At 38.8% G+C, this 23,126-nt stretch carries 27 protein-coding genes; 15 read left to right on the plus strand and 12 right to left on the minus strand.

Translation table 11 applies throughout. The annotated features are described in order from the left end of the window. Window positions 1-52 precede the first annotated feature (52 nt). The 4 genes from AC5YCE_RS08395 to pabC all read right to left on the minus strand — a co-directional run bounded on the left by AC5YCE_RS08395 (window position 53) and on the right by pabC (window position 3,076). Window positions 53-469, minus strand: a complete 417-nt coding sequence (locus AC5YCE_RS08395; protein ID WP_496171693.1) for a PaaI family thioesterase — start codon at window positions 467-469, stop codon at window positions 53-55. A gap of 120 nt (window positions 470-589) precedes the next feature. After that, window positions 590-1,186 carry a dTMP kinase gene (gene tmk, locus AC5YCE_RS08400; protein ID WP_496171694.1) on the minus strand — a complete coding sequence of 199 codons (597 nt, stop codon included), beginning with the start codon at window positions 1,184-1,186 and terminating at the stop codon, window positions 590-592. 8 nt (window positions 1,187-1,194) lie between these two features. Further along, window positions 1,195-2,268 (minus strand): endolytic transglycosylase MltG, encoded by a 1,074-nt coding sequence (mltG, locus tag AC5YCE_RS08405; RefSeq protein ID WP_496171695.1) that lies wholly within the window; start codon window positions 2,266-2,268, stop codon window positions 1,195-1,197. Further along, a complete protein-coding gene (pabC, locus tag AC5YCE_RS08410; RefSeq protein WP_496171696.1) occupies window positions 2,255-3,076 on the minus strand; it encodes an aminodeoxychorismate lyase in 822 nt (273 codons plus the stop codon). The genes mltG and pabC overlap by 14 nt, the downstream gene beginning before the upstream one ends. A 164-nt stretch (window positions 3,077-3,240) precedes the next feature. Here pabC and AC5YCE_RS08415 point away from each other — a divergent pair, with 164 nt between their 5' ends. From AC5YCE_RS08415 to AC5YCE_RS08440, 6 genes are all read left to right on the plus strand, one after another. Continuing rightward, window positions 3,241-4,245 carry a sulfate ABC transporter substrate-binding protein gene (locus AC5YCE_RS08415; protein ID WP_496171697.1) on the plus strand — a complete coding sequence of 335 codons (1,005 nt, stop codon included), beginning with the start codon at window positions 3,241-3,243 and terminating at the stop codon, window positions 4,243-4,245. 39 nt (window positions 4,246-4,284) lie between these two features. Continuing rightward, a complete protein-coding gene (locus AC5YCE_RS08420) occupies window positions 4,285-4,902 on the plus strand; it encodes an alpha/beta hydrolase (protein ID WP_496171698.1) in 618 nt (205 codons plus the stop codon). Window positions 4,903-4,982: 80 nt separating this feature from the next. Next, a complete protein-coding gene (cysT, locus tag AC5YCE_RS08425; RefSeq protein ID WP_496126052.1) occupies window positions 4,983-5,816 on the plus strand; it encodes a sulfate ABC transporter permease subunit CysT in 834 nt (277 codons plus the stop codon). After that, window positions 5,813-6,706, plus strand: coding sequence for a sulfate ABC transporter permease subunit CysW (gene cysW / locus AC5YCE_RS08430; RefSeq protein WP_496171699.1), 894 nt, complete (start codon window positions 5,813-5,815; stop codon window positions 6,704-6,706). Before cysT ends, cysW begins: the two co-directional genes overlap by 4 nt. Window positions 6,707-6,717: 11 nt before the next feature. Then, complete coding sequence (locus AC5YCE_RS08435) at window positions 6,718-7,779, plus strand: sulfate/molybdate ABC transporter ATP-binding protein (protein ID WP_496126050.1); 1,062 nt, start codon at window positions 6,718-6,720, stop codon at window positions 7,777-7,779. A 53-nt stretch (window positions 7,780-7,832) separates the two neighbouring features. After that, window positions 7,833-8,762: a CysB family HTH-type transcriptional regulator gene (locus AC5YCE_RS08440; RefSeq protein WP_496171700.1), complete on the plus strand. Its 930-nt coding sequence runs from the start codon at window positions 7,833-7,835 to the stop codon at window positions 8,760-8,762. Between the two features lie 168 nt (window positions 8,763-8,930). On the opposite strand, the gene carO is transcribed toward AC5YCE_RS08440, so the two are convergent. Continuing rightward, window positions 8,931-9,668, minus strand: coding sequence for an ornithine uptake porin CarO (gene carO, locus AC5YCE_RS08445; RefSeq protein ID WP_496126047.1), 738 nt, complete (start codon window positions 9,666-9,668; stop codon window positions 8,931-8,933). A 304-nt stretch (window positions 9,669-9,972) separates the two neighbouring features. On the opposite strand from carO, the gene dapD reads away from it, so the two are divergent. Continuing rightward, the gene (dapD, locus tag AC5YCE_RS08450) at window positions 9,973-10,794 is read left to right on the plus strand and encodes a 2,3,4,5-tetrahydropyridine-2,6-dicarboxylate N-succinyltransferase (protein ID WP_496171701.1); all 822 of its coding nucleotides are present in this window, start codon (window positions 9,973-9,975) and stop codon (window positions 10,792-10,794) included. 96 nt (window positions 10,795-10,890) lie between these two features. Beyond that, on the plus strand, window positions 10,891-11,601 hold the full coding sequence (gene queE / locus AC5YCE_RS08455; RefSeq protein WP_496126045.1) for a 7-carboxy-7-deazaguanine synthase QueE: 711 nt from the start codon (window positions 10,891-10,893) through the stop codon (window positions 11,599-11,601). A 122-nt stretch (window positions 11,602-11,723) separates the two neighbouring features. Here the strand turns inward: queE and filA are convergent, their stop codons facing one another. Next, complete coding sequence (filA, locus tag AC5YCE_RS08460) at window positions 11,724-12,599, minus strand: putative pilus system protein FilA (protein WP_496126044.1); 876 nt, start codon at window positions 12,597-12,599, stop codon at window positions 11,724-11,726. A gap of 220 nt (window positions 12,600-12,819) precedes the next feature. Here filA and queC point away from each other — a divergent pair, with 220 nt between their 5' ends. The 3 genes from queC to AC5YCE_RS08475 all read left to right on the plus strand — a co-directional run bounded on the left by queC (window position 12,820) and on the right by AC5YCE_RS08475 (window position 14,537). Continuing rightward, window positions 12,820-13,491: a 7-cyano-7-deazaguanine synthase QueC gene (queC, locus tag AC5YCE_RS08465; RefSeq protein ID WP_496171702.1), complete on the plus strand. Its 672-nt coding sequence runs from the start codon at window positions 12,820-12,822 to the stop codon at window positions 13,489-13,491. A 17-nt stretch (window positions 13,492-13,508) separates the two neighbouring features. Then, window positions 13,509-13,916 (plus strand): hypothetical protein, encoded by a 408-nt coding sequence (locus AC5YCE_RS08470; protein WP_496171703.1) that lies wholly within the window; start codon window positions 13,509-13,511, stop codon window positions 13,914-13,916. Between the two features lie 165 nt (window positions 13,917-14,081). Continuing rightward, window positions 14,082-14,537 carry a peroxiredoxin gene (locus tag AC5YCE_RS08475; protein WP_496171704.1) on the plus strand — a complete coding sequence of 152 codons (456 nt, stop codon included), beginning with the start codon at window positions 14,082-14,084 and terminating at the stop codon, window positions 14,535-14,537. Between the two features lie 133 nt (window positions 14,538-14,670). Here the strand turns inward: AC5YCE_RS08475 and AC5YCE_RS08480 are convergent, their stop codons facing one another. Further along, the gene (locus AC5YCE_RS08480) at window positions 14,671-15,330 is read right to left on the minus strand and encodes a LysE/ArgO family amino acid transporter (protein ID WP_496171705.1); all 660 of its coding nucleotides are present in this window, start codon (window positions 15,328-15,330) and stop codon (window positions 14,671-14,673) included. Window positions 15,331-15,433: 103 nt separating this feature from the next. On the opposite strand from AC5YCE_RS08480, the gene AC5YCE_RS08485 reads away from it, so the two are divergent. Next, the gene (locus AC5YCE_RS08485; protein ID WP_496171706.1) at window positions 15,434-16,345 is read left to right on the plus strand and encodes a LysR family transcriptional regulator ArgP; all 912 of its coding nucleotides are present in this window, start codon (window positions 15,434-15,436) and stop codon (window positions 16,343-16,345) included. A 201-nt stretch (window positions 16,346-16,546) separates the two neighbouring features. Here the strand turns inward: AC5YCE_RS08485 and AC5YCE_RS08490 are convergent, their stop codons facing one another. Beyond that, window positions 16,547-17,125, minus strand: coding sequence for a nicotinate-nicotinamide nucleotide adenylyltransferase (locus AC5YCE_RS08490; protein ID WP_496171707.1), 579 nt, complete (start codon window positions 17,123-17,125; stop codon window positions 16,547-16,549). A 103-nt stretch (window positions 17,126-17,228) separates the two neighbouring features. On the opposite strand from AC5YCE_RS08490, the gene AC5YCE_RS08495 reads away from it, so the two are divergent. Both AC5YCE_RS08495 and AC5YCE_RS08500 read left to right on the plus strand, forming a co-directional pair. Continuing rightward, window positions 17,229-18,029, plus strand: coding sequence for an enoyl-CoA hydratase-related protein (locus AC5YCE_RS08495; RefSeq protein WP_496171708.1), 801 nt, complete (start codon window positions 17,229-17,231; stop codon window positions 18,027-18,029). An 87-nt stretch (window positions 18,030-18,116) separates the two neighbouring features. Continuing rightward, on the plus strand, window positions 18,117-18,875 hold the full coding sequence (locus tag AC5YCE_RS08500) for a nitroreductase family protein (RefSeq protein ID WP_496171709.1): 759 nt from the start codon (window positions 18,117-18,119) through the stop codon (window positions 18,873-18,875). A gap of 24 nt (window positions 18,876-18,899) precedes the next feature. Here AC5YCE_RS08500 and AC5YCE_RS08505 read toward each other — a convergent pair whose 3' ends face one another. Together AC5YCE_RS08505 and AC5YCE_RS08510 are read right to left on the minus strand one after the other, a co-directional pair. Then, entirely contained in the window at window positions 18,900-19,214 is a 315-nt protein-coding gene (locus tag AC5YCE_RS08505) for an NGG1p interacting factor NIF3 (protein WP_496171710.1), read from the minus strand. Continuing rightward, window positions 19,208-20,110, minus strand: a complete 903-nt coding sequence (locus AC5YCE_RS08510) for a LysR family transcriptional regulator (RefSeq protein WP_496171711.1) — start codon at window positions 20,108-20,110, stop codon at window positions 19,208-19,210. The genes AC5YCE_RS08505 and AC5YCE_RS08510 overlap by 7 nt, the downstream gene beginning before the upstream one ends. 178 nt (window positions 20,111-20,288) lie before the next feature. Here AC5YCE_RS08510 and AC5YCE_RS08515 point away from each other — a divergent pair, with 178 nt between their 5' ends. Beyond that, complete coding sequence (locus AC5YCE_RS08515; RefSeq protein WP_496171712.1) at window positions 20,289-22,031, plus strand: FAD-dependent monooxygenase; 1,743 nt, start codon at window positions 20,289-20,291, stop codon at window positions 22,029-22,031. 75 nt (window positions 22,032-22,106) lie between these two features. Here the strand turns inward: AC5YCE_RS08515 and AC5YCE_RS08520 are convergent, their stop codons facing one another. Continuing rightward, window positions 22,107-22,859 carry a hypothetical protein gene (locus AC5YCE_RS08520; RefSeq protein WP_496171713.1) on the minus strand — a complete coding sequence of 251 codons (753 nt, stop codon included), beginning with the start codon at window positions 22,857-22,859 and terminating at the stop codon, window positions 22,107-22,109. A gap of 67 nt (window positions 22,860-22,926) precedes the next feature. Next, window positions 22,927-23,049 carry a KGW motif small protein gene (locus tag AC5YCE_RS08525; protein WP_496171714.1) on the minus strand — a complete coding sequence of 41 codons (123 nt, stop codon included), beginning with the start codon at window positions 23,047-23,049 and terminating at the stop codon, window positions 22,927-22,929. Window positions 23,050-23,126: the final 77 nt, after the last annotated feature.

The following is a 23,126-nucleotide window of genomic DNA, read 5'->3' on the forward strand; positions in this document are numbered from 1 at the left end:
GTATTTAAATCAAAAAAGAGCGAATATTCGCTCTTTTTTGATTATCTTTTGACTACCTTTGCGGTGGTATAGAATAGGTTCCGGTGACATGGGCAATCGGCTCATCCGAATCTAATGAATACAGATAAACCTCCCCGACTATGAGCACTTTACCCACTTTCATCAATTTACATACACCGCGTAAATCTTGACCACCTGAAGGTTTACGTAAAAAATTGATATTCATATTGGTCGTGACCGTCAATCCAACAATCCCGATTTCACCCAAAATTGCAATATATAAACCATAGTCAGCGGCGGTCATCATGGTTGGGCCTGAAACTGTGCCGCCCGGTCTTAGGTCATTTTCATCGACATGGTAAATTACCGTTGCGCCCTTTTCGACGACGGATTCAATTTCACATTTCACCAAACTTTGTGGAAATTCTTGTTCTAGAAAAGCCGATATTTCTTGTTTATTACTCTTCATTAAAGTATTCGTCCTGAATCAACTTTATATTCAAATGTTGAATATAAAGTGATTCAAGATAAAGATCATTAACTAAAGGGTTCAAATCAATATATAAAAATTGATCAACACAAAGATGACTTATAGATAGTTTAGCGCTTGCTCAAAAACCTGTTCCGGGCTTTGAGTTGCATCCAAACGTTTCATGCGATTTGGTTCTTTGAATGAAATTTCTTCAAAACCTGAACGCACTTTTTCAAAGAAAGATACTTTTTCTTGCTCAAAACGATCCAAGGCACCACGCTCACGCGCTCGGGTCATGCCTAGTTCAATCGGTGCATCCAACCAAAAACTAATGTCTGGCATTTTCGAAACAAAGTTTTCATTTAGAAGTTGAAGTTTCTGACGACTTAAACCACGACCTGCGCATTGATAAGCAAAACTTGAATCTGCAAAGCGATCACACAGAACGATCTTACCTTGCTCCAAAGCCGGCAGAATTACTTGTGCCAAATGTTGAGCACGTGCCGCATACATGAGTAATAGCTCAGTGTCATTTGACATTTGCTCATCATGATTCACCGAAAGCAATAGAGAACGAATTTGCTCTGCCAAAGGTGTTCCACCTGGCTCACGTGTAAGGATTACTTCTTTGCCTTGTGTTTGAAAATGATCAAACAATTTACGAATCAGCGTGGTTTTGCCTACACCTTCAGTGCCTTCGAAACTAATAAACATATTTTCCCTTAATTTTTCGAACGAATAACTGAAAGATATTCTTGAACTGCTCGATTGTGATCTTCTAAATTTGAACTGAACTTGTGACCGCCATTACCTGTAGCGACAAAGTAAATTTGATCTGAATTGTCAGGATGCATTGCAGCTTCAATCGCTTTTGAACTTGGAAGTGCAATTGGTGTCGGCGGTAAACCATAAATAGTATAGGTATTATATGCCGTCGGCGTACGTAAATCTTTACGTGTGATATTGCCTTTATACGCATCACCCATACCATAAATTACGGTAGGATCTGTTTGTAAGCGCATTCCCATTTTTAAACGACGAACAAATACACCAGACACTTGTTCCAATTCGCTATCAACACTGGTTTCTCGTTCAATTATCGAAGCCATAATCAACGCTTCATACTTATCTTTATAAGGTAAATCCGTAGCACGTTTTTCCCATGCGGCATCTAAAGCCTTCATCTGACGTTGATACAAATTGGTTAAAATTTTACGGTCAGTTTCGCCTTTGGCAAAGAAATAGGTATCAGGTGCAAATAAGCCTTCAGGATGATTAAAAGGAATATTCAATTCTTTCAACATTTCAGCATAAGGTAAGTGAGCCACTTCTTTCGTTACAAGATCATCCTTCTTTAAGCTTTCAATGAGTTGCTTAAAATTAGTTCCTTCAATCACCAATATACGATTCATCTGTGCATTATCTGCATCTGCAAATAAGTCCAAGACCTGACGAACACTCATGCCTTGTTTCACTTCATACACACCTGCTTTCATCGTGTCATGAATCATGAACCTTTGATAGATTTTAAGAATCATCGGGAAGCTCACTTGATCTTCTTTGGCTATACGATCAATAAAACCAGAATATGTATCACCATCACCAATGGCGATCATCTGCTTTTGACCTTCGACTGGATAGTTTTTAAATAAACTTGACCACAACACAGTGATTCCAATCAGAACAAGCCCAATAAAGACCACCACGAACCCTTTAAATCGTTGAGAAGAGGTTTGATTTTTATTATTTGTTTCAGATTTTGTTTTAGGTTTTGTTTTAGGATTAGACATAGTCATGCATCTGATTCAACTGAAGAAAATTAAAAAGTTCAACACAAGGCTGAACCTCTAGAAAAGTATCATTAAATTGGTGAACTGCTTTCATCGGACTCAAAGCATTACAGAAGAATAAACTTTCGATTTGATCAATCTCTTCTAAATCGACGTAACGCTGAACACAAGGAATATTAAGTTGTTGCATTCGGCTCAAAATCAATGCACGCATCACACCATGGACGCCATTATAGCGAAGTTCTGGTGTAATCCATGTATTGTTTATCTTAAAGAAGCAATTACTGCTCACTCCTTCAACAACTCCGCCTTGAACATCTGTCACCAAGGCTTCAATCCACTCATGTTGATCCGCTTCTTGTTTCAGCAAGACTTGTTCCAATCGATTTAAACTTTTAATGCCCACCAAATTTGGCATTTGCAAACCCATCGCTAAATTAAGCGTACCACTCTGAATTGTCTCGATTTGAAATGATGTTAGATTTTGCGGATAGTACAACACATAAAGATCAGCTGGATGATCAGGCAGACGATAACCGCGCTGTCCTAAGCCTCGGCTCACGATGAATTTTAAAGTCCCATTTAAAGTGCAGTGATTCTGTCGTAAATATGACAAACTTGATTCAATGAGTGTTAAGTCAATCTTGAAACTTAACCGTTCAGCGGAATTTTTGAGTCGTGCATAATGCAAATCCTCCAACTCCAAATGGTCGTTCAATATTCGAGCAGTGCTAAAAAAACCATCACCATAATGAAAAGCACGGTCTAGAACATCAATCGAATCCACAACCTTAGCATTTCTTAAACAAATCATAGTGCAATGCCCTATTGGGTGAGTCGAATTGAATGATACATTTAACGATTCACTTATCTCATTTATTCATATAAAATTCATTTTTTATTATTTTTTATGGATAAAGAGAAAAGATATTCTGCTCGCATGCTATCAAACTTAAAAAATATTTCAGGATTATATACATGCGACTATCAAAATTAAAACTCGGATTGCTTGTTGCACTGGTTTCAACATCTTCTGCTGTTTCAGCTGCACGTGATCTACTCAACGTCTCTTACGATCCAACGCGAGAGCTTTATGTTGAAGTCAATAAAGAGTTCGGTGCGTATTGGAAAAGTCGCACAGGTCAAGACGTCAACTTTCGTCAATCGCATGGTGGTTCTGGTAAACAAGCGCGTTCCGTGATTGATGGTTTAAATGCAGATGTTGTGACATTGGCATTGGCAGCGGATATCGATGCGATTGCAGAAAAAACAACGCTATTACCTAAAGATTGGCAAAAGAAATTTCCGAATAACTCGACCCCCTATACATCAACGATTGTTTTCCTTGTGCGTAAAGGCAATCCCAAGGGCATCAAAGATTGGGGTGACCTTGTGAAGCCTGGTGTTGAAATTGTGACCCCTAATCCAAAAACTTCAGGTGGTGCACGCTGGAACTATCTTGCGGCATGGGCTTGGGCAAAACATCAACCAGGCGGTAATGATGCTAAAGCACAGCAATTTGTTCAAAACGTTTATAAGCACACCAAAGTACTAGATTCTGGTGCGCGTGGCTCGACAACGACTTTCGCTGAACGAGGTATTGGTGATGTTCTTTTGGCTTGGGAAAATGAGGCGCATTTAGCAATTCGTGAACAACCGGGTAAATTTGAAATCATCACACCTAGTCTTTCAATTTTGGCTGAGCCACCTGTCGCAATCGTTGAAAAAAATGTAGAAAAATCGGGGAATCAACATTTAGCTAGAGGTTATTTAAACTTCCTTTATTCACCTAAAGGTCAAAATATTGCGGCGAAAAACTTCTATCGCCCACGTAACCAAGCAGTTCTAAGCAAATATTCAGTATTCAAACCTTTGAAACTTGTGACCATTGACCAAGAGTTTGGTGGTTGGGCGAAAGTGCAAAAAGCCCATTTTGAGAATGGTGGTGTATTTGATCAAATCATCAAGGCGAATGCAAAGTAATCCGTATATAGACACATTTTAAACATGGGAGTGAACAACATGCATACAGTTATTGTTCCAGGCGTAGGTGGTAGTGATTACGACCATTGGCAATCATGGTTGCAACGCCAACTCATGTGCTGCTCTCGTGTTCAGCAACAAGATTGGAATGATCCTGTCCTTAATCAATGGGTCAGCAACTTTATAGAAACTGTCTCAGTTGTAAGTGGACATATCCAAATTGTGGCGCATAGTTTTGGTTGCTTAACCGCTGTGGCTGCAATCGATCAACACCCTGAATTGGCAAGAAAAATCAAAAAACTGATTTTGGTTGCCCCTGCCAATCCTGCCCGATTTGGCGATCAGGGTTTTGCACGAAATAGTCAAAATGATTACGCTTCATATTTTTATCAAATTAAATTGAAAATTCCCACGGATATGATCATCAGTGAAAATGATCCATGGTTAAGTTTTGAAGATGCAAAAAATTTAGCTCATTTTTGGCAAGTATGTCCGACGAATATCGGAGCTGCAGGTCATATTAATGTTGCATCAGGCTTTGGTCCTTTTCCTGAAATTTACAACCATATGTATACCGAACAAATGGATTCAGAAAAGTTAAACAGTCTTATAAGCAATACTGATGACAACAAGTTGTATTACAAATTTGCAATCTAAGCTTAGCATTTTATCCTTAGCAAGATTTTACATTATTTAGCTCACTGACTTCGGTGAGCATCTCTCATTGAGGAGTCGTCATGTCGCAGCGATCCCGAGTGCTGCCAGGATTTGGTCTATCTCTAGGCTTTACCCTCGCATATTTGTCATTAATTGTTCTGATTCCTTTATCTGCTGTATTTATCAAATCAATGGGTATCGGTTGGGATGGTTTATGGGAAATTTTAAGTTCAGAACGTATTCTTAAATCTTTACAACTCAGTTTCTCTGCAGCCATTATTGCTGCATTGGTCAATGTTGTTTTTGGTCTATTATTGGCATGGTGTTTAGTACGCTACAGCTTTCCGGGTAAACGAATTGTTGATGCATTGGTCGATCTACCTTTTGCACTTCCTACGGCGGTTGCTGGTATTGCATTAACGTCTCTCTATGCGCCAACAGGTTGGATTGGTCAATATCTTGAACCCTTGGGTATCAAGGTTGCTTACTCTCCAATTGGTATTACTTTAGCATTGATTTTTATTGGTCTGCCTTTTGTTGTTCGTACTGTACAACCTGTACTTGCTGATTTAGAAACCGAACTCGAAGAAGCAGCTTCTGCTTTAGGTGCGACGCGTCTTCAAATTGCAACCAAGGTCATTCTGCCTATTCTGTTTCCTGCACTCATCACGGGTTTTGCTTTGGCATTCGCACGTGGTGTCGGTGAATACGGTTCGGTCATTTTCATCGCAGGTAATCAACCTTTCGAAACAGAAATTGCGCCTTTGATGATTATTTCTCGTTTAGAGGAATATGACTATGCAGGTGCAACCACAATTGCTGTTGTGATGTTGGTGCTTTCATTCTTTATTCTGTTTTTGATTAACTTGCTACAAGCATGGGCAAGCCGTCGTACAGGGAGAACTGCACAATGAGCTTAAATACCAATAGCAATGCTTTAGCTGAAAAATTACAGTCTCGTGATGCAACGCGAGAACCAACATGGGTTCGTTATACACTGATCACGATTGCGTTAATCTTCTTCTTGAGTTGCTTAATTCTACCGTTAATCTTGGTTTTTGTAGAAGCCTTTAAACAAGGTGTTGGTGTTTACGCTCAAGCATTGGTTCATCCTGACACCTTATCCGCAGTGAAGCTCACGCTTTTAACGGCGATCATTGCAGTACCTTTAAACGTGGTGTTTGGTGTGGCAGCAGCATGGTCTGTGGCCAAGTTCAACTTTCGCGGTAAATCGATCCTGACCACCATTATTGATATGCCATTCTCTGTATCCCCTGTGATTGCAGGTTTGATGTTGGTATTGATGTTTGGTACTCAGGGTTGGTTTGGCGGTTGGCTGATGGATAACGACATTAAGATCCTTTATGCTGTTCCTGCCATTGTCTTGGCGACAATCTTCATTACTGTTCCTTTTGTGGCACGTGAGTTAATCCCACTAATGGAAGCACAAGGCACTGAAGAAGAAGAAGCTGCTATCGTATTGGGTGCTTCTGGTTGGCAAACCTTTTGGAAAGTGACCCTTCCCAATATTAAATGGGGTTTAATTTACGGTGTGATTCTTTGTAATGCACGTGCAATGGGTGAGTTTGGTGCAGTATCGGTGGTCTCTGGTCACATTCGTGGCGAGACCAATACCCTGCCACTGCATGTAGAGATTCTCTACAACGAATATACCTTCAGTGCTGCATTTGCTGTTTCATCACTCTTGGCATTGCTTGCAATCGTGACCCTGATTCTAAAAACGTGGGTTGAGATTCGCCAAGAAAACCAAAGCAAACGTAACGAAGATTCACAAGTTTCTTAAGGAATGACCGCATGAGTATTCAAGTCAAAAATATTGAAAAACACTTTGGTGCATTCCATGCACTCAATAACATCTCTCTCGATTTTCCAGATGGTCAATTGGTTGCATTATTAGGACCTTCAGGCTGTGGTAAAACCACACTGCTACGTATCATTGCCGGCTTAGAGTCTGCAGATAGTGGTCAAGTCATTCTAGAGGGTGAAGACTCAACCAATGTCCACGTTCGTGAACGTCAAGTCGGTTTCGTATTTCAACACTATGCTTTGTTCCGTCACATGACTGTGTTCGACAATATCGCGTTTGGTCTACGTGTTCGACCACGTGCCACGCGACCTTCTGAATCTGAAATTAAAAAACGTGTCACGCGTTTATTAGACCTCGTTCAATTGGGCTTCTTGGCTGATCGCTACCCTGCACAGCTTTCAGGCGGTCAACGTCAACGTATCGCTCTTGCACGTGCTTTGGCTGTTGAGCCTCGTGTATTGTTACTGGACGAACCATTTGGTGCGTTAGATGCCAAAGTTCGTAAAGAATTGCGTCGGTGGTTAAGAACCTTACACGATGAATTACACATCACGTCAATTTTCGTGACACATGACCAAGAAGAAGCGTTAGAAGTTGCTGATCAAATTATTGTGATGAACAAAGGTAATGTCGAACAAATTGGTTCACCCCGTGAAGTCTATGAAAAGCCTGCGACTCCATTTGTATTTGACTTCTTAGGTCAAGCAAATCGCTTTGAAGGTCAAAACCACAATGGCATCATTCAAATCGGTGAAGATCGTATTCAAGTGCCACAAGCCAAAGATTCTCCACAAGGTGACGTGATTGCTTTTGTTCGCCCAGATGAGCTGACTATTCACGCTCAACCGACGGAAAATGCCTTCCAAGCCACTTTCCTGCGAGAAGTTTGGATTGCAGGGAAAGTGGTTGCAGAATTGCAAAGTCGTCAAGGTAATCTGATTGAAATCTTGCTTACGCCCGATGAAGCCAAACGCCATCAGTTCCGTCCAAATCAAACGGTTTGGTTAAGCACCAATACCTTGCATCTATTTGCAAATCAAGTGGCTTAACACATAGTAAAATGGGGCATTCAACTGCCCCATCCTTTTCAGGATAGAAAAATATGAATTTCCAACAATTAAGAATTATTCGTGAAACCGTTAGACAAAATTTTAATTTAACAGAGGCCTCTGCTGCACTTTATACTTCTCAATCGGGGGTGAGTAAGCATATTAAAGATTTAGAAGATGAGCTTGGCGTCCAACTGTTTATTCGTAAAGGTAAACGCTTGCTTGGCCTCACTGAACCAGGTCAATCATTACTTGGCATAGTTGAGCGTATGTTGGTTGACGCAGACAATATTAAACGCCTAGCAGATGATTTTAACCGCGTAGATGAAGGGATGCTGACGATTGCTACCACACATACTCAAGCACGTTATGTACTACCGCCAATCGTCAATTCATTCAAAAAGTTATTTCCAAAAGTTCATTTGATTTTACAACAAGCCAGCCCTGTTGAAATTTCGGAAATGTTACTTACAGGTGCTGCGGATATCGGTATTGCCACCGAGTCATTAACCACTGAAGACAATTTAGCCAGTGTACCTTTCTATAATTGGAAACATTGCATTATTACCCCACAGAATCACCCTTTAGCTCAACTCAATCCACGTGAAATCACATTAGAACGTTTGGCTGAACATCCGATCATTACTTATCACGGCGGTTTTACAGGTCGTTCTAAAATCGATAAAGCATTTGAAGAAGCAGAACTTGATGTTGATCTAGTGATGTCCGCACTTGATGCCGATGTGATTAAAACATATGTAGAATTAGGGATGGGGCTAGGAATCGTCAATGATGTTGCGTATGACACTGAACGCGATCATCGTTTAAAACAAATCCATACGGATCTATTTGGCGTAAATACCACTTGGATTGCCGTTCGCAAAGGACATTTACTTCGTGGTTATGGTTATGAGTTTATTTCACTCTGTGCACCAAGTGCCGATATTAAAGCCCTTAAGAAAATTGCGTATCCTGATGATTGATCGATAGATTGATCAACATCGAAAGGAGCCTTGGCTCCTTTTTAATCATTGATAAATAGGGATTAAAGGATTAAAGGATTAAAGGATTAAAGGATTAAAGGATTAAAGGATTAAAGGATTAAAGATAAAACAAAAAAACGAGCCGAAGCTCGTTTTTTTATTTGGATCTTACCAGTGGAAGCTTAAACCCACTTTACCAACTGGAAGCCATTCGTATTTATCGTCGTTACGGATTTTGTCTTCTTCACGTTGTACAGATACATCGATCGGAGCACCACCAGCACCATTCGTTAAATTACCATAACTTTCTAAATTAACAGAAGGGTTACCTGTATAGAAAGCACCAACTTCACCAAATACGCCAATATTTTTAGTCACTTTAGGTGCGAAACCCAAACCTACATATGGAGCGAAATCATTTTTGTAACTTTGAGTACCACGTACACCACCAAGACCTGTGTAGCTTACGTCATCAACTTTGAGTGAACCTTCAGCATTTTTGTTACGCTTATCTAAACCATATTCGTTGTCGATATATCCAACACCCGCTGCCATATATAGACCTTGAGCCCATACATTTTCGCTTGCACCCCAAGGACGGATTTCAGCATTTAAATAACCAACGCTGTTATCCATATCTAAATCGTATTTTGTACCATTAATTGACAAATCATCAGACCAAGAAATGTCACCGCCGTTATAACCTAGCGCCAAACCTACATATGGGTTCGCAGTCCAAAGTAAAGCACCACCATAACCAGTTGTACCTACTTCAGCACGTACGCCTGTAGGGATCAATTGATTTGCTTCAAATACGTTACCGCTTTGAACAACTTGAGTTTCAGCCATAGCCAGACCAGAAGTTGTCAACGCAACAGACACTGCAAGTAATTTAAACACTTTCATTTATTTCTCCTCAAGATAATGAGTTGTTCTTTAATCATTAATGTGTTTCGACTCGCAAGAATCATAGACGATAATTGCCTCACTATTAAGCCACAAATTGATTATTTTTTGTTATTTTTTGATACAATTATGTTCTACTTGTTGTTTTTAAAGAGTTTTACACGGTCGCCAATTGATCAATTCATTACTTTTTCTTTTGCTTCAGAAAATACGAATCAATTTTTTGTACAGGCATGTGATTTTTTTCTAAATTTTGGGGCTTTTACTGTAGAATCTTTAAAAATTTTTAAGGATAGACAAAACGATGTCTCAGCTTTCAACAATCATTGAACAAGCATTTGAAGATCGCGCTAACTTTACAGCGGTTGATTGCCCTGCTGAAATCCGTCAAGCAGTAGAGGAAGCTATTGCTGGATTAGACAATGGCACACTACGTGTAGCTGAAAAAATTAATAGTGAGTGGGTTGTTCATCAATGGTTAAAGAAAGCGGTATTATTATCTTTTAAAATCAATGATAATAAGCCAATTGAGTCATGTGATCTTCGTTTCTACGACAAAGTAGAGACCAAATTCAACGGTTGGACTGAAGAGCAGTTCAAAGCAGCCGGTGTTCGTGTTGTTCCTCCCGCTGTTGCACGCAAAGGCTCTTTCCAAGCTAAAGGCGTGATCTTAATGCCTTCTTATGTGAACATCGGCGCTTATGTAGATGAAGGCACAATGGTGGATACATGGGCGACTGTAGGTTCATGTGCTCAAATTGGCAAAAATGTACATTTATCAGGTGGTGTAGGGATCGGTGGTGTACTTGAACCTCTTCAAGCGAATCCGACGATTATTGAAGACAATTGCTTCATTGGTGCTCGTTCAGAAATCGTTGAAGGTGTTGTGGTCGAAGAAGGTTCTGTGATTTCAATGGGCGTATTCATTGGTCAATCGACTAAGATTTATGACCGTGCGACTGGCGAAATCCATTATGGTCGCGTACCAGCAGGTTCTGTGGTTGTGGCTGGTAGCCTTCCGTCTAAATGCGGTACATACAGCTTATATGCTGCAATTATCGTAAAAAAAGTGGATGCACAAACACGTTCTAAAACGAGTTTGAATGATTTATTACGCGAAGATTAAAATCTGCTTAATCTCTGAGGACTACAATAGTCTTGCGTCTCTACGGTCAGACATGATCGTAGAGATTTTATTTTTTGTATTGATGGTAATTTTATAATGAGTGCGCTCCGTTCTTCTACTATCCCTGTTACTGATCCGTCTGCGGGCTTACGTATCACGGAGATATTTTATTCATTACAAGGTGAAGCCAATACCTTAGGCTTACCGACAGTCTTTATTCGTCTGACAGGATGTCCTCTGCGCTGTAGCTATTGCGATACGACCTATTCATTTGAAGGTGGTGAACGTCAATCTTTAGAAGAAATCATTCAAACCACTTTGGATTTCAAAACGCCTTATGTCTGCGTGACAGGTGGTGAACCACTGGCGCAGCCAAATGCACTTCCACTAATGCAAAAATTAGCGGATTTAGGTTGTGAAGTTTCTTTAGAAACCAGCGGTGCGTTAGATGTGTCTAGAGTAGATCCTCGTGTTTCTAAAGTGCTTGATTTAAAAACACCGACGTCGGGTGAAGATAAGCGCAATTTAATGTCTAATCTTGACCACTTGACTCAACATGATCAAATCAAATTTGTGATATGTAATCGTGAAGATTACGAATGGTCTAAATTTCAAGTTGAGCAATACAAGCTCAATGAGAAAGTCAGTACGGTTTGGTTCTCACCTGCTTTTGCCATCGAAAAAGGCGCTGTCCGTTTACCTCAGTTAGCACGTGATCTTGCACAATGGATTTTAGAAGACCACATCCCTGTTCGTTTTCAGCTTCAACTGCATAAATTATTATGGAATGATGAAACTGGACGCTAAGTTTTTTATTTTTAGTTTATAAAACAAAAGCATCTTCAATTGATTGAAGATGCTTTTATTAAAATTCTATATTTTACAGATCAACACCTATATGTTTAAGCATCAACAATAAACATTCAAAATTAGTGTCCAGTGACTTTAATCGTCGTTCCATTTAAGTTCAGCCCTCTGATCTCTATATCTCCAAATGATTTAGTATTGGGATTATTAAGATCACCCGCGCTCACGCCCCAAATCATGGCATTAATGCCACCAGCATCTCCTAAGCGATTTATTTTAAGATTCAACCCATCTTCTTTGACTGATCCAGCGACATCGAAATCTAGATTGGTAACGCCAAAACGACCGGGTTGTGAGTTTTGCAAGCTAATATATTCCATACCCAAAGAACCACCGCCGCCATGGTCATTTAACTTATAACCTTCAATACGCAAACCATCTTTGAAAATACCATTCATACTGAGTAAACCACCTTGTGGGGTCGAACCTAATTGAATATTGGTATTGAGATTCGAGATATACACTTTCATATTATCTAAAATTTTGGTTGCGTTGGTATATCCACGCACAGCACCGACTTTTTGGTTAGAAGCCCCGACCCAAATATCACCGGTATTAATCGTAAGATCTTGAGGAACACTCACCCCAACATTCACAAAAGCCCCATCAGCACCTTGTCCTGCATCTGTGTCAATTTTAAGAATGACATTGATATTGGCAGAACCAGAGGATAGAGAAAGTGGATTATTACCTTTGCCATCTGCAGTACCAAAAATAAGCGCACCCGCTTGTTTTGTACCTCCGATGAGCGCATTTCCAAGACCGTCATTATCGTGATAAATCACTTCAGCCTGTATTGGTCCAGTGGGCACAACGCTGATGGTCAAGCCATCTTGCCCTGTGAGTAATGACAATTCATCGTCTGTGAGTATTTCTACAGCCCATGCAGGCGCTGCAAAGCATGCAACCCCTAGTACAAGGCAAGTCATTTTTTTCATTTGCTATCCCTAATTTTTATTGTTTAGCTTGTTTGTATATTTATCGACCACTGGTCAATTATAGTTAATAAAAACGAGTTTTCAATCACATTTTTAAGATTTTAATACTAAATAGTGATCGGTTTTTTTTGAATGCATTGAATACGATGAAGCTTTCAACCAAATGCTCAAATTAAGGCTATAATAACGTTTTATTTTTCATGTTTTGTGGAGTTCTCCTATGCGTCCTCGTGCCATTGTCTTGTTATCTGGTGGACTCGATTCAACAACCTGTCTCGCTTGGGCACAAGCACGTTATGAATGTATAGCAATCAGTTTTATGTATGGTCAACGCTCAACCACTGAACTTGATGCCGCACGTGAACTCACTCAAAAAGCAGGTGTTGAACATCGCGTCATCAACATTGATTTGGGTAATTTAGGTGGCTCTGCCTTAACAGATCACAGCATTAAAGTCCCTGATCATGAGCAAAGTGGTATTCCTGTAACTTATGTTCCAGCACGTAACACTATTTTCTTGTCATATGCCCTCGCAGCTGCAGAAGTTTTTGAAGCTGAAGCGATTGTGATTGGCATCAATGCTGTTGATTATTCTGGGTATCCAGACTGTCGTCCAGAATTTATTGAGGCTTTTGCCAATATGGCTCGACTTGCAACTAAGGTTGGTGTCGAAGGAAAACCTCTTAAATTTGAAACACCTTTGTTACATTTATCCAAAGCAAATATCATTCGCTTAGGCATTGAACATGGCGTAGACTACAGTCAAACGGTGTCTTGCTATCAAGCTGACAACCTCGGTCGAGCTTGTGGAACGTGTGACAGTTGCCGTTTGCGCAAACAAGGTTTTGCTGATGCAGCTGTTACTGATCCGACTCGTTACATTCCAGAGTAAATAGGATTTTTTTACTGATGAAATCAAATATTTTTCTTTCTAGTGTTTTTGCTGTCGCTACTTTATTTTCTGCTTCAACTTTCGCGGCTCCAGCTACTGATAACCAAGCAAAATTACAATCGATTTATAAATCTAGCAATATCAAACAAGGCTTAATCAATGCCTGTGTTGAAGAGCAAAATAAAATGGGTGCGGCAAAAGTTTTATCTAAAACTGAAGTGACCCAACTTTGTAAATGTAATATTGAATCTCAAGGTCGTATGACCAATGCAGATCAATGGGAACTGCAAAGTGCTCAAAATGCGAAAGATAAAGATAAATATGTTGGTTTAATGCAAAAATTTGGTAAATCTGAACAGCCAAAAGTGAAAGCATGTTTAGGTACTGCACTCGATACTAAACTTGCAGGCATGCAAAAGAAATAATTGATTTCTACATCCAATAAAGCCACCAATGCGTGGCTTTATTTTTACTTAAATTTTATGAAAGTAGAACTGTGGGACACTCAAAATTAAGAGTTCACTTCAAATCATTCAATTTTATAACGGCCCAGTTCAGCTATACTTATTTTAAACATTGAGAGATTAATAATGAGCGATATCACCCTTCCGAATCACATATTCCCAACTACACACTCTGAAGTGAACCTTAGTGAGCTCAATGCTGAATGGCTGATTTTATATTTTTACCCTAAAGACTCAACACCCGGCTGTACCACTCAAGCTGTAGGTTTTTCATGCCTTAAAGACCAGTTTGACGCATTGAATACAACGATCTATGGAATCTCTCGTGATTCAGTGAAAGCACATCAGAACTTTAGTGAAAAACAAGCCCTCACCATTGATTTGATCAGTGATAAAGAAGAAGTCTTGTGTCAACACTTTGATGTGATCAAAGAAAAGAATATGTACGGTAAAAAAGTGATGGGCATTGAGCGTTCTACGTTTATTTTCAACAACGGCAAGTTAGTGAAAGAATATCGTAAAGTGAAAGCAGCGGGTCATGCTGAACAAGTTTTAGAAGATTTAAAAGCTTTACAAGCTTAAGATTTGACAGAACGATGTAAGCTGATCATTTACTTATCAATTGACTCAGCTTGCATCGATCTCGATATTGTTTGATTCACTCCATATAGATTCATGCCATATAAATGCGATTAAAAAATTAGATCAAATAAAATCAAACAGACAATAATAAACTGATCGCGATTGACCACATTATGATGCCAATCACGCTATCCAATATTTTCCAAGCCTTTGCATTTTGAAAAAATGGAATCAGAAACTTCGTTGCATAACCCAAGCTAAAAAAGAACAACCACGATGAGCATACCGCACCGAATGCGAACCACCATTTATAAGCATCATATTGAGTGGAAATGGAGCCAACTAAAACGACAGTATCAAGATAGACATGCGGATTCAGCCATGTAAAAGCCAAACAAAGCGCGATGATTTTTAGTAAATGATCTGGATGAACTTCTTTTAGCGAGAGCGATTTTTGATGTTTCACAGCACTATAGAAATGTTGAGCACCATAAACCATTAAAAATAATGCACCAAAGTATTTTGAAAATTCTATGACCTGAGGGTAGTTTTGAATCATTTGAGCAAAGCCAACTATACCTAACAATATAAGTAAAGAATCTGAAAATGCACAGATGGTACAAATTAAAAAGACATAATGTTGTTTTAAACCTTGTTTCAAGATAAAAGCATTTTGTGCACCAATCGCAATAATCAGACTCAAGCCAATCAAAAAACCACTGATCACCGCATAAAATTCAGCGCCTTTAAATTGCTCTAATCCTCCTTTAAAAAAACCTAAAATTTCAAACATTGAATCCCCCCATTGATGAATGGGTTCATTATTCTCGAAAATTCTTTTAAATCATTAAAACTGAGTTAATATCAATTTATCTAAAATAAATTTAGTTAGCTCAATGTTAAATCATAAACAAACCGAAGCTTTTTTTGCTGTTGCTCAAACAGGAAGTTTTGATTTGGCGGCTCAAGTATTGAATATCACTGCATCCGCTGTGACTTTAAGAGTGCAACAACTTGAAAAACAACTGGGACATTTATTATTGGTTCGAGACCGACCTTGTCGCGTTACTCAAGCAGGTGAAACCTTAGTTCATTATTTACAACATCAAAAATTATTAGAACAAAGCCTCTTTCAAGACTTAGGCGGAAAAAACCTTGAGCATGATTTCTTTCAACTCAACATTGCCACCAACGCAGACTCTTTGGCTTCTTGGTTACTCCCATGTATTCAGGACAGTCTAAAACAACATCGAATCACCCTGCATTTCCATGTGGATGATCAGTCTCAAACTCATCATTTACTTGAAGCGGGTCGTGTTAATGCTTGCTTAACCACACAATCAGATGCGATGAAAGGTTGTGTTGCTGAATATCTAGGAGATATGCGCTATCACCTGTTGGCAACGCCGCAGTTTATAAAAGAATGGTTTCCAAAGGGCTGTGATCGTGAAAGCTTAAGACACGCTCCTGCTGTGATTTTCAATGACAAGGATCGCTTACATACTGACTTTATCTTGGAAAGTTTTGGACTTTACTCAAATCAATATCCTCAACATGCCATTCCTTCTTATAGTGCCTTTTATGATGCTATATATTCAGGCTTAGGTTTTGGTTGGATCCCTGAATTTCAGGCTGAAGAAGCGCTTAAACATGGAAAGTTAATTCATGTGATTCCAAATACGATACTAAACGTGAGTTTGTATTGGCATCACTGGAAACAGCAGTCTCCTCAATTGAAGCAATTAACTGAAATCCTAAAACAATCAGCTCAACAAAATATGAATACTCTGCACTCACATGAAGTTTAGCTTTATAAATTAAGCTACTTTCTGGTTGATCGATTATTAATCTAGTTTTTAAGTGGGACTTTTGAATTTGACAGCTTTTCAACTTTAGCATTCAAAGCTACCTATTCTCATTAAAAGAATAGGCTGTAAATGAAATGATCATTGAAGTCAAAATACTTCTTACATAATGGAAAACTTAGCTGTTACCTAAATTGCTTTAGATTAGATTGCTTGGTCTAAATTGCTTTTGTCATTTTGTTCAAACTTCAATCTGAGTTGCTGATAGATGTCTGTTTTTTGAAATTCTTCTAAGAACTGTTGTGTTCCCAATGGAAACTCACGCTCGATAATCTCACCACGATAATATGCTTCACGTAGCGGCGTCGCAGAAATTGCACCTTTTAAACTCTCCAATTCGAGCATTTGCCATTCTGGAAAGAATTTTAAATAATAAGATGAATCATCTTTGAAATGCCCAATTAAACCAACCTTCTCATTTGGCTGAACGACTTCAGCCACTAATGATTTAACCAATTTTTGCCACTTTTCATCATTATAAACATCAATCACATGGACAAAATGGATTCGTGCTTGATCTTCTTTCGAAAAATTTGAAAGAATCATCTGTTCACGCTCTTCAGCCGAAAATGGATTTTTGATATTGCGTTCATTTTGCGCTGAACCTAAAGCTAGAATGACATTTTGGCTCTTTTCCAAAGCAATTTTAATGGTTTGCATATGCGCCAAATGGAAAGGCTGAAAACGACCAATGTAAACTAAATAATCAAATGTATATTTCATAATGAATTAACTTTTTATGAACTCATCAGTTGTGTCTACAAAAAAAATATGCGACATAATGAATGCATAAAATTAAATGAAGTCTTAAAGCAAGGATAGTACGATGACGCTGAGCTGTATTCAACAACCACATGAACATTTAAATGCAAACCTTGATAATGGGGTGCTGACTTTAGCCATCAATCGCCCTCAAGCGAAAAATGCGCTGTATGCTGAACTTTATCTTTGGATCGCAAATGCTTTGGATGAAGCAGATCAAGATAAAACCGTGCGTGTGGTGATTTTACGTGGTGCTGATGCTGATTTTAGTGCTGGTAATGACATGCAGGACTTTATGAAGTCTGCAGCAATGAAGGATCAGATTCGTCCACAAGACGGCCCTCCCTTTGTTTTACTCAAATCTGCCGCCAAATTTTCTAAGCCTTTAATCATCGCCGTTCGAGGTGTTGCGATTGGAATTGGGGTAACGATTTTGCTCCATGCGGATTTGGTCTATACAGACAATACTGCACTCTTCCAAATTCCATTTGTAAGCCTGGGTTTGTCTCCTGAAGGTGCATCAAGCAAACTATTAGTTGAACAAGCCGGTTATCATCAGGCAGCTGAATTACTGCTAACTGCACAAAAGTTCAATAGTGAAAAAGCACTTCAAATGGGTCTAGTAAACAGTATTGAAGAGGATGCTTATGCAAAAGCAACTCAACAAGCGCAGACCCTTGCTGCATTACCACTTGCCTCATTGGTACAAAGTAAAGCGTTGATGAAGCACAATGTAAAAGAAATCATCGAATGGATTGACCATGAAGCTGAAATCTTTATGCAACGTGTTGGTTCACCTGAAATGATGGAAGCTGTGGGCGCTTTTATGCAAAAACGTAAACCAGATTTTACTCAATTTAATTAATACTGGATTTAAAATAATGTATATGGCTCATCGTTTTTCATATTCGATGAGCTTTTTTAATGAAGCATATTTGAAACGGGTAAACTTATGAGTTCCAGTTCTAATCACAAGAAAAGATATATCGAAACAGCACCGCAAAACATTGATGTCGAAAACTTTAAATCTGTGGTGAAAAGCCGTCGTTCAGTGCGCAAATTTACCGACAAAGCGATTCCAGCTGAAGTTTTAAATGATTGCTTAGATATGGCACTACTTGCGCCCAATTCTTCTAACCTTCAGCCGTGGACATTCTATGTTGTTAAAACGGATTCAAAGAAAAAAGCCATCGTCAAAGCTTGCTTGAATCAGTGGGCTGCTCGCACGGCTGCAGAGTTGATTGTCTGTGTTGCACGTACTGATCGCTTAGATGAAATGGCAAAACGAAATATCAATGAATTTCCTTTTCCTGAAGTTCCACCTTTGGTGAAAAAATACTACACCTATATTCCCTACAATTATAAAACCGGATTATTTAATGCCATCGGTCACTTTAAGAAGGTGACTTTCACGGTTGCACGACAGTTTGGCAAACAACTGCCTGTGACAGCATTTAAAGCTGAAGACAGTATTTTATGGGCAACCAAAACCACGGCACTTGCCTGTGAGAATTTGGTTTTAGCTATGCGAGCACATGGTTTTGATAGCTGTATGATGGAAGGTTTTGATGAACCTTTAGTTCGTAAAACTCTAAACCTAGGTCATCAACACTATCCAATTATGGTCATTGGTGCAGGTGAACGTGCAGAAGATGGTGTGTTCTTTCCGCAGTATCGTTTTGATCGTAAACTGTTTATTCAAGAGATTTAAGGTCAAAAATACTTAAATCTACGTTTAATCCATGTCGATCAATTGAATAAACTCGAAAGCAGGCTCTTCATAAGGATGGCTTGCTTTTAAAGCTTGAGCGACTTGTGAAGCTTTTGCTTCAGGAACAATGGTTTCTACACGCCATTCAGGAATTTGTTCTAATGCATCGAGTTCACCAATATGTGGATTTGCGCCTTTGACAGGTTTAAATTGACCTGTGCCTAATACTTGCCAAGCGCAGTGTTCATAGTTGCCTATCCCACCTGCCCCCGCTTCAAAAATAGCAAGTTTAGTGGATTCAAGATAAGATTCAGGAACGTAATAAATCAGTTTTAACATTGCACTGGCTCTTTAATACCTTGTTCAACCAGTCGCTTTAAAGTCTTTACGGTCATGCTCAACGCCTCATTTTTTGCTTGACGAGGATAAGTCGCATATAAACCAAGTTGAGGTAATTCTATATCTATGTCAATAATTTTGATATTTTGATTAAGAAACTTGAGCAAATATGAAGGTGCAAAACTCAATCCCATTCCCATATTGATCAAATTAATATGTTGCAATACATTAGTCACCCAAAGTATTCGATCATCCATTTTCTCAAAAGGGACTAACTGATTCAATTTTTCATAAAATATTGGTGATGCATTCTGCTCACACATAATCATATTCTGATTTTTTAATTCACTTGTTTTAAGTACACGGTTTAGTGAATGCAAATGCTCCGCACCGACCAAATGAATCTGTTCTGTTAATATATGAATATTTTCAAAATCAGGATGATCCAACTCATAACGAGTAAAACAAATATCCAATTCTGCATTACGAAGTTTTTGAATTTGCTCAATACAGGTTAGGCTATGTAAATGAATTTTAAGATCTGGAATATTATTTTTCAATTCAGTAAAAATTTTCGGCATGATTTTTAATTCTGCTACATTTAAAAATCCAATATGGATCTGATTATTTTTTTGCTGTGCAACCTGCCTCGCCACTGCAATTGCTTGTTTCGCATTTTCTAGCGTTAACTCAGCATATTTCTGAAATGCCTGCCCCTCATCAGTCAAAATTACTTTTCGAGTGGTTCTATCAAATAACGCGACACCGACTTCATGTTCTAAGTCCTTGATTTGCTGGCTTAATGAAGGCTGAGCGGTATAGAGCTTTTCTGCCGCTTTGGTAAAGCTTTGCTCCTGCGCCACGGTCATAAAATAGCGTAAATGTCGAAGTTCCATATTCTGTGCTTTATCCTGAGCAGAATCGATTTTACACCTTCGCGTTCAACACGCAAAAGAACTAAAATTATATAGATGGATAGTTTATATGAATACAACTTTGGCACACGATGATTTTTTCCTAAACTCGCATTGAAATTCGATAGCCTTCACATGAATGAGTAATAGGAAAGTCCCCATGCCCCAACCATTTGATACTGACGTTTTAATTATTGGCACAGGTCCAGCAGGTTCAACACTGGGATTAGCACTTGCAAATTATGGTATTAAAGTTCAACTCTTTACCCAATTTAGCTGGTTAGCCAATAGTCCTCGTGCACATATTACCAATCAACGTGCCATGGAAGTTTTACGTGATTTAGGCATTGAAGAGCAAGTGCTTGATATTGCCACCCCATGGGATCAAATGGGTGAAAGCCTGATTACCACCAGCCTTGTCGGTGAAGAAATTGCTCGATTAAGTGCTTGGGGAACAGGTGATGAACGTCATGGCGATTATATCAAAGGCAGTCCGTGTCCTTTGGTGGATTTAATCCAACCGAAAATGGAAGCACTTTTGGTTAAAAATGCAGGCGAGCGCGGTGCAATCTATAATTTTAATACCGAATATTTATCGCACGTGCAGGATGAACAGGGCGTAACTGCTCGATTCTTAAATCGTATCACCAATACCGAATTTACTTTACGTGCTAGATATTTGGTCGGGATGGATGGCGCGCGCTCTAAAGTCGTGGAACAGCTTGATTTGCCATTGGAAGGGATGATGGCTCGTGCAGGTACGGTCTATGTGACGTTTAAAGCCGATCTGTCTAAGTATGTGCAACATCGCCCTGCGATTTTACAGTGGATTGTCAATCCTGAAGCAAGCTTTGGCGACCTAGGTATGGGTCTGTTACGTGCGATTACGCCTTGGAATGAATGGATTATGGGTTGGGGCTTTGATATTTCCAAAGGTGAACCTCAAGTCAGTGAAGAACAAGTCCGTGCTCGTTTAAATACTTTTGTGGGTGCAGAAGTTGAAGATGTTGAAATTCAAAAATTATCGTATTGGTACGTGAACCAGACTTGGGCGACTGAATATGCTAAAGGCCGTGTGTTCTGTGGTGGTGATGCCGTACATCGTCACCCTCCTTCAAGTGGTTTAGGTTCAAACACTTGTATGCAAGATGCTTTCAACTTGGGTTGGAAATTGGCATATGCGGTTAAAGGTTGGGCAGCCCCTACTCTTTTAGAATCCTATACAACCGAACGTGCACCAGTGGGTAAACAAATTGTGGCACGTGCCAATCAATCGCGTTTTGATTACAAACATTTAAAAGACGTGTTTGGTTTTGATCAAGGTGTGACGACACAAAAAGAAATGCTGGAACGCATTTTTTCTGAAGATGAACAAGGTGCTGAAATTCGTCGAAAGCTTTATCAAGCACTTGAAATCAAGAATTTTGAGTTTAATGCGCAAGGCGTGGAACTGAATCAGCGTTATAACTCGAATGCTGTAATCGCTGAATCAGAACCTGAAATCTTTGAAAAAGATCAGCAACTTTACTTACAAGCCACTACACGTCCGGGCGCTAAAATTCCGCATACATGGCTGATTAATCGTAAGGGTCAAAAAGTTTCAACTTTAGATATCACAGGTCAAGGACGTTTTACTTTACTGACTGGTCTATCTGGTCAAGGTTGGAAGCAAGCAGTAGAGGCTTTAGATCTCGCTTATTTAGATGTGATTCAAATTGGTTCACGTGACTACCGTGATGTGTATGGTACGTGGGATAAGAAATCTGAGATTCATGAATCGGGTGCGGTTTTGGTTCGTCCAGATGGTTATGTTGCTTGGCGTTATCAAGAAAGCACCAATGCGCATTTTGACTATGAAAATACATTGAAAGCTGTACTTAAACAAATTCAGCTGGCTGTTTGATCCACATATTGAAACAATTAAAAAAAGACTTTCACTTGAAAGTCTTTTTTTAATTTTCATTTTAGGTACTATTTTTCAATCTAAAAAGTATATTTGTTCAATATTTTCATAAGGTATCGTCTTTCCTCTTCCTACATTAAAACCATTACCTAAGGAATCTATTTCATCTTCTAACTTCCAAAGGAGATGCCAATATTCTTCCAATATGAAATTAAGTTCATTAGTATCACGGTCTACGTAAAATTTAATGATTGTATTTTTTAATGTTAATTTTAATTTTTCTTTAACTACATGATATAAGCCGAAATCATCAAAGATTTCAGGAATGCCATATGATACTTTTTCAGATTGTGCATCATCGTACCTACAAAAGCCACATATGCCATCTAGATCTTTTTTTTCTTCAATAAAAGCTTTATCTTTGGATTTCTGTTTTATAGCCTCTAAATTTAGGTTCTCACTTTTTATTTCTGGAACTAAATGTTCAACTTTTCGAATAAAACACTCTATTCCTTCTACATTATTTAGAAGCCCTTCCTTAAACCACTCCTTTGTTCCATCAGTTGAACAACGATGATAAAAACTCACTCTTATTTTTGCATTATCTTTTTCGACTAGCGTTGGATTTAAGATAGTTCTAATTTCATTTTGCATCATCCCATTGAGTGATAACTCATTATAGCAATCATTGTTCTTAAGCTCTTTAATATATCCATATATATCTTTCAACTTAGCTTCTAAAATACTCAAATCAATTGAATAATAATTTGCTAATGAACGTAATGCATCTTCTCGATCATCATAACTAAATCTATAAATATTCTCCATTTCATTCCCAAATCAATATAAATAACATGAAATGATACCAATAAAAAACACCTTACGTTGGTTCTTACTACGCAGTTAAAAAATACCCTGCAACTAAAAATAGAGTTTGTAGACTGGCAACCACGGCAAATAATTTCCAACCTCTTTGCCTTAATTCCTGCTTGTTTAATATCAAGATTGTTTTAGTCATATCGTCACCTCATACTTGAGTTAAAAACGAACCGCGTTACCTTCTTATTTATTATCGTTAGCCTTATGTGCCAAATG

This window comes from Acinetobacter sp. CY79 (assembly GCF_059515845.1).

Bases quoted from the DNA above. Each gene is read 5' to 3' on its own strand.
- pabC (WP_496171696.1), bottom strand. From the start codon at position 3,076: ATGATTTGTTTAAGAAATGCTAAGGTTGTGGATTCGATTGATGTTCTA.
- AC5YCE_RS08515 (WP_496171712.1), top strand. From the start codon at position 20,289: ATGCCCCAACCATTTGATACTGACGTTTTAATTATTGGCACAGGTCCA.
- cysT (WP_496126052.1), top strand. From the start codon at position 4,983: ATGTCGCAGCGATCCCGAGTGCTGCCAGGATTTGGTCTATCTCTAGGC.
- AC5YCE_RS08525 (WP_496171714.1), bottom strand. From the start codon at position 23,049: ATGACTAAAACAATCTTGATATTAAACAAGCAGGAATTAAGGCAAAGA.
- AC5YCE_RS08440 (WP_496171700.1), top strand. From the start codon at position 7,833: ATGAATTTCCAACAATTAAGAATTATTCGTGAAACCGTTAGACAAAAT.
- AC5YCE_RS08500 (WP_496171709.1), top strand. From the start codon at position 18,117: ATGAGTTCCAGTTCTAATCACAAGAAAAGATATATCGAAACAGCACCG.
- AC5YCE_RS08505 (WP_496171710.1), bottom strand. From the start codon at position 19,214: ATGTTAAAACTGATTTATTACGTTCCTGAATCTTATCTTGAATCCACT.
- filA (WP_496126044.1), bottom strand. From the start codon at position 12,599: ATGAAAAAAATGACTTGCCTTGTACTAGGGGTTGCATGCTTTGCAGCG.
- AC5YCE_RS08510 (WP_496171711.1), bottom strand. From the start codon at position 20,110: ATGGAACTTCGACATTTACGCTATTTTATGACCGTGGCGCAGGAGCAA.
- AC5YCE_RS08475 (WP_496171704.1), top strand. From the start codon at position 14,082: ATGAGCGATATCACCCTTCCGAATCACATATTCCCAACTACACACTCT.
- AC5YCE_RS08415 (WP_496171697.1), top strand. From the start codon at position 3,241: ATGCGACTATCAAAATTAAAACTCGGATTGCTTGTTGCACTGGTTTCA.
- carO (WP_496126047.1), bottom strand. From the start codon at position 9,668: ATGAAAGTGTTTAAATTACTTGCAGTGTCTGTTGCGTTGACAACTTCT.
- cysW (WP_496171699.1), top strand. From the start codon at position 5,813: ATGAGCTTAAATACCAATAGCAATGCTTTAGCTGAAAAATTACAGTCT.
- AC5YCE_RS08495 (WP_496171708.1), top strand. From the start codon at position 17,229: ATGACGCTGAGCTGTATTCAACAACCACATGAACATTTAAATGCAAAC.
- tmk (WP_496171694.1), bottom strand. From the start codon at position 1,186: ATGTTTATTAGTTTCGAAGGCACTGAAGGTGTAGGCAAAACCACGCTG.
- queC (WP_496171702.1), top strand. From the start codon at position 12,820: ATGCGTCCTCGTGCCATTGTCTTGTTATCTGGTGGACTCGATTCAACA.
- mltG (WP_496171695.1), bottom strand. From the start codon at position 2,268: ATGACTATGTCTAATCCTAAAACAAAACCTAAAACAAAATCTGAAACA.
- AC5YCE_RS08435 (WP_496126050.1), top strand. From the start codon at position 6,718: ATGAGTATTCAAGTCAAAAATATTGAAAAACACTTTGGTGCATTCCAT.
- AC5YCE_RS08395 (WP_496171693.1), bottom strand. From the start codon at position 469: ATGAAGAGTAATAAACAAGAAATATCGGCTTTTCTAGAACAAGAATTT.
- AC5YCE_RS08420 (WP_496171698.1), top strand. From the start codon at position 4,285: ATGCATACAGTTATTGTTCCAGGCGTAGGTGGTAGTGATTACGACCAT.
- AC5YCE_RS08485 (WP_496171706.1), top strand. From the start codon at position 15,434: ATGTTAAATCATAAACAAACCGAAGCTTTTTTTGCTGTTGCTCAAACA.
- AC5YCE_RS08520 (WP_496171713.1), bottom strand. From the start codon at position 22,859: ATGGAGAATATTTATAGATTTAGTTATGATGATCGAGAAGATGCATTA.
- AC5YCE_RS08480 (WP_496171705.1), bottom strand. From the start codon at position 15,330: ATGTTTGAAATTTTAGGTTTTTTTAAAGGAGGATTAGAGCAATTTAAA.
- AC5YCE_RS08490 (WP_496171707.1), bottom strand. From the start codon at position 17,125: ATGAAATATACATTTGATTATTTAGTTTACATTGGTCGTTTTCAGCCT.
- dapD (WP_496171701.1), top strand. From the start codon at position 9,973: ATGTCTCAGCTTTCAACAATCATTGAACAAGCATTTGAAGATCGCGCT.
- AC5YCE_RS08470 (WP_496171703.1), top strand. From the start codon at position 13,509: ATGAAATCAAATATTTTTCTTTCTAGTGTTTTTGCTGTCGCTACTTTA.
- queE (WP_496126045.1), top strand. From the start codon at position 10,891: ATGAGTGCGCTCCGTTCTTCTACTATCCCTGTTACTGATCCGTCTGCG.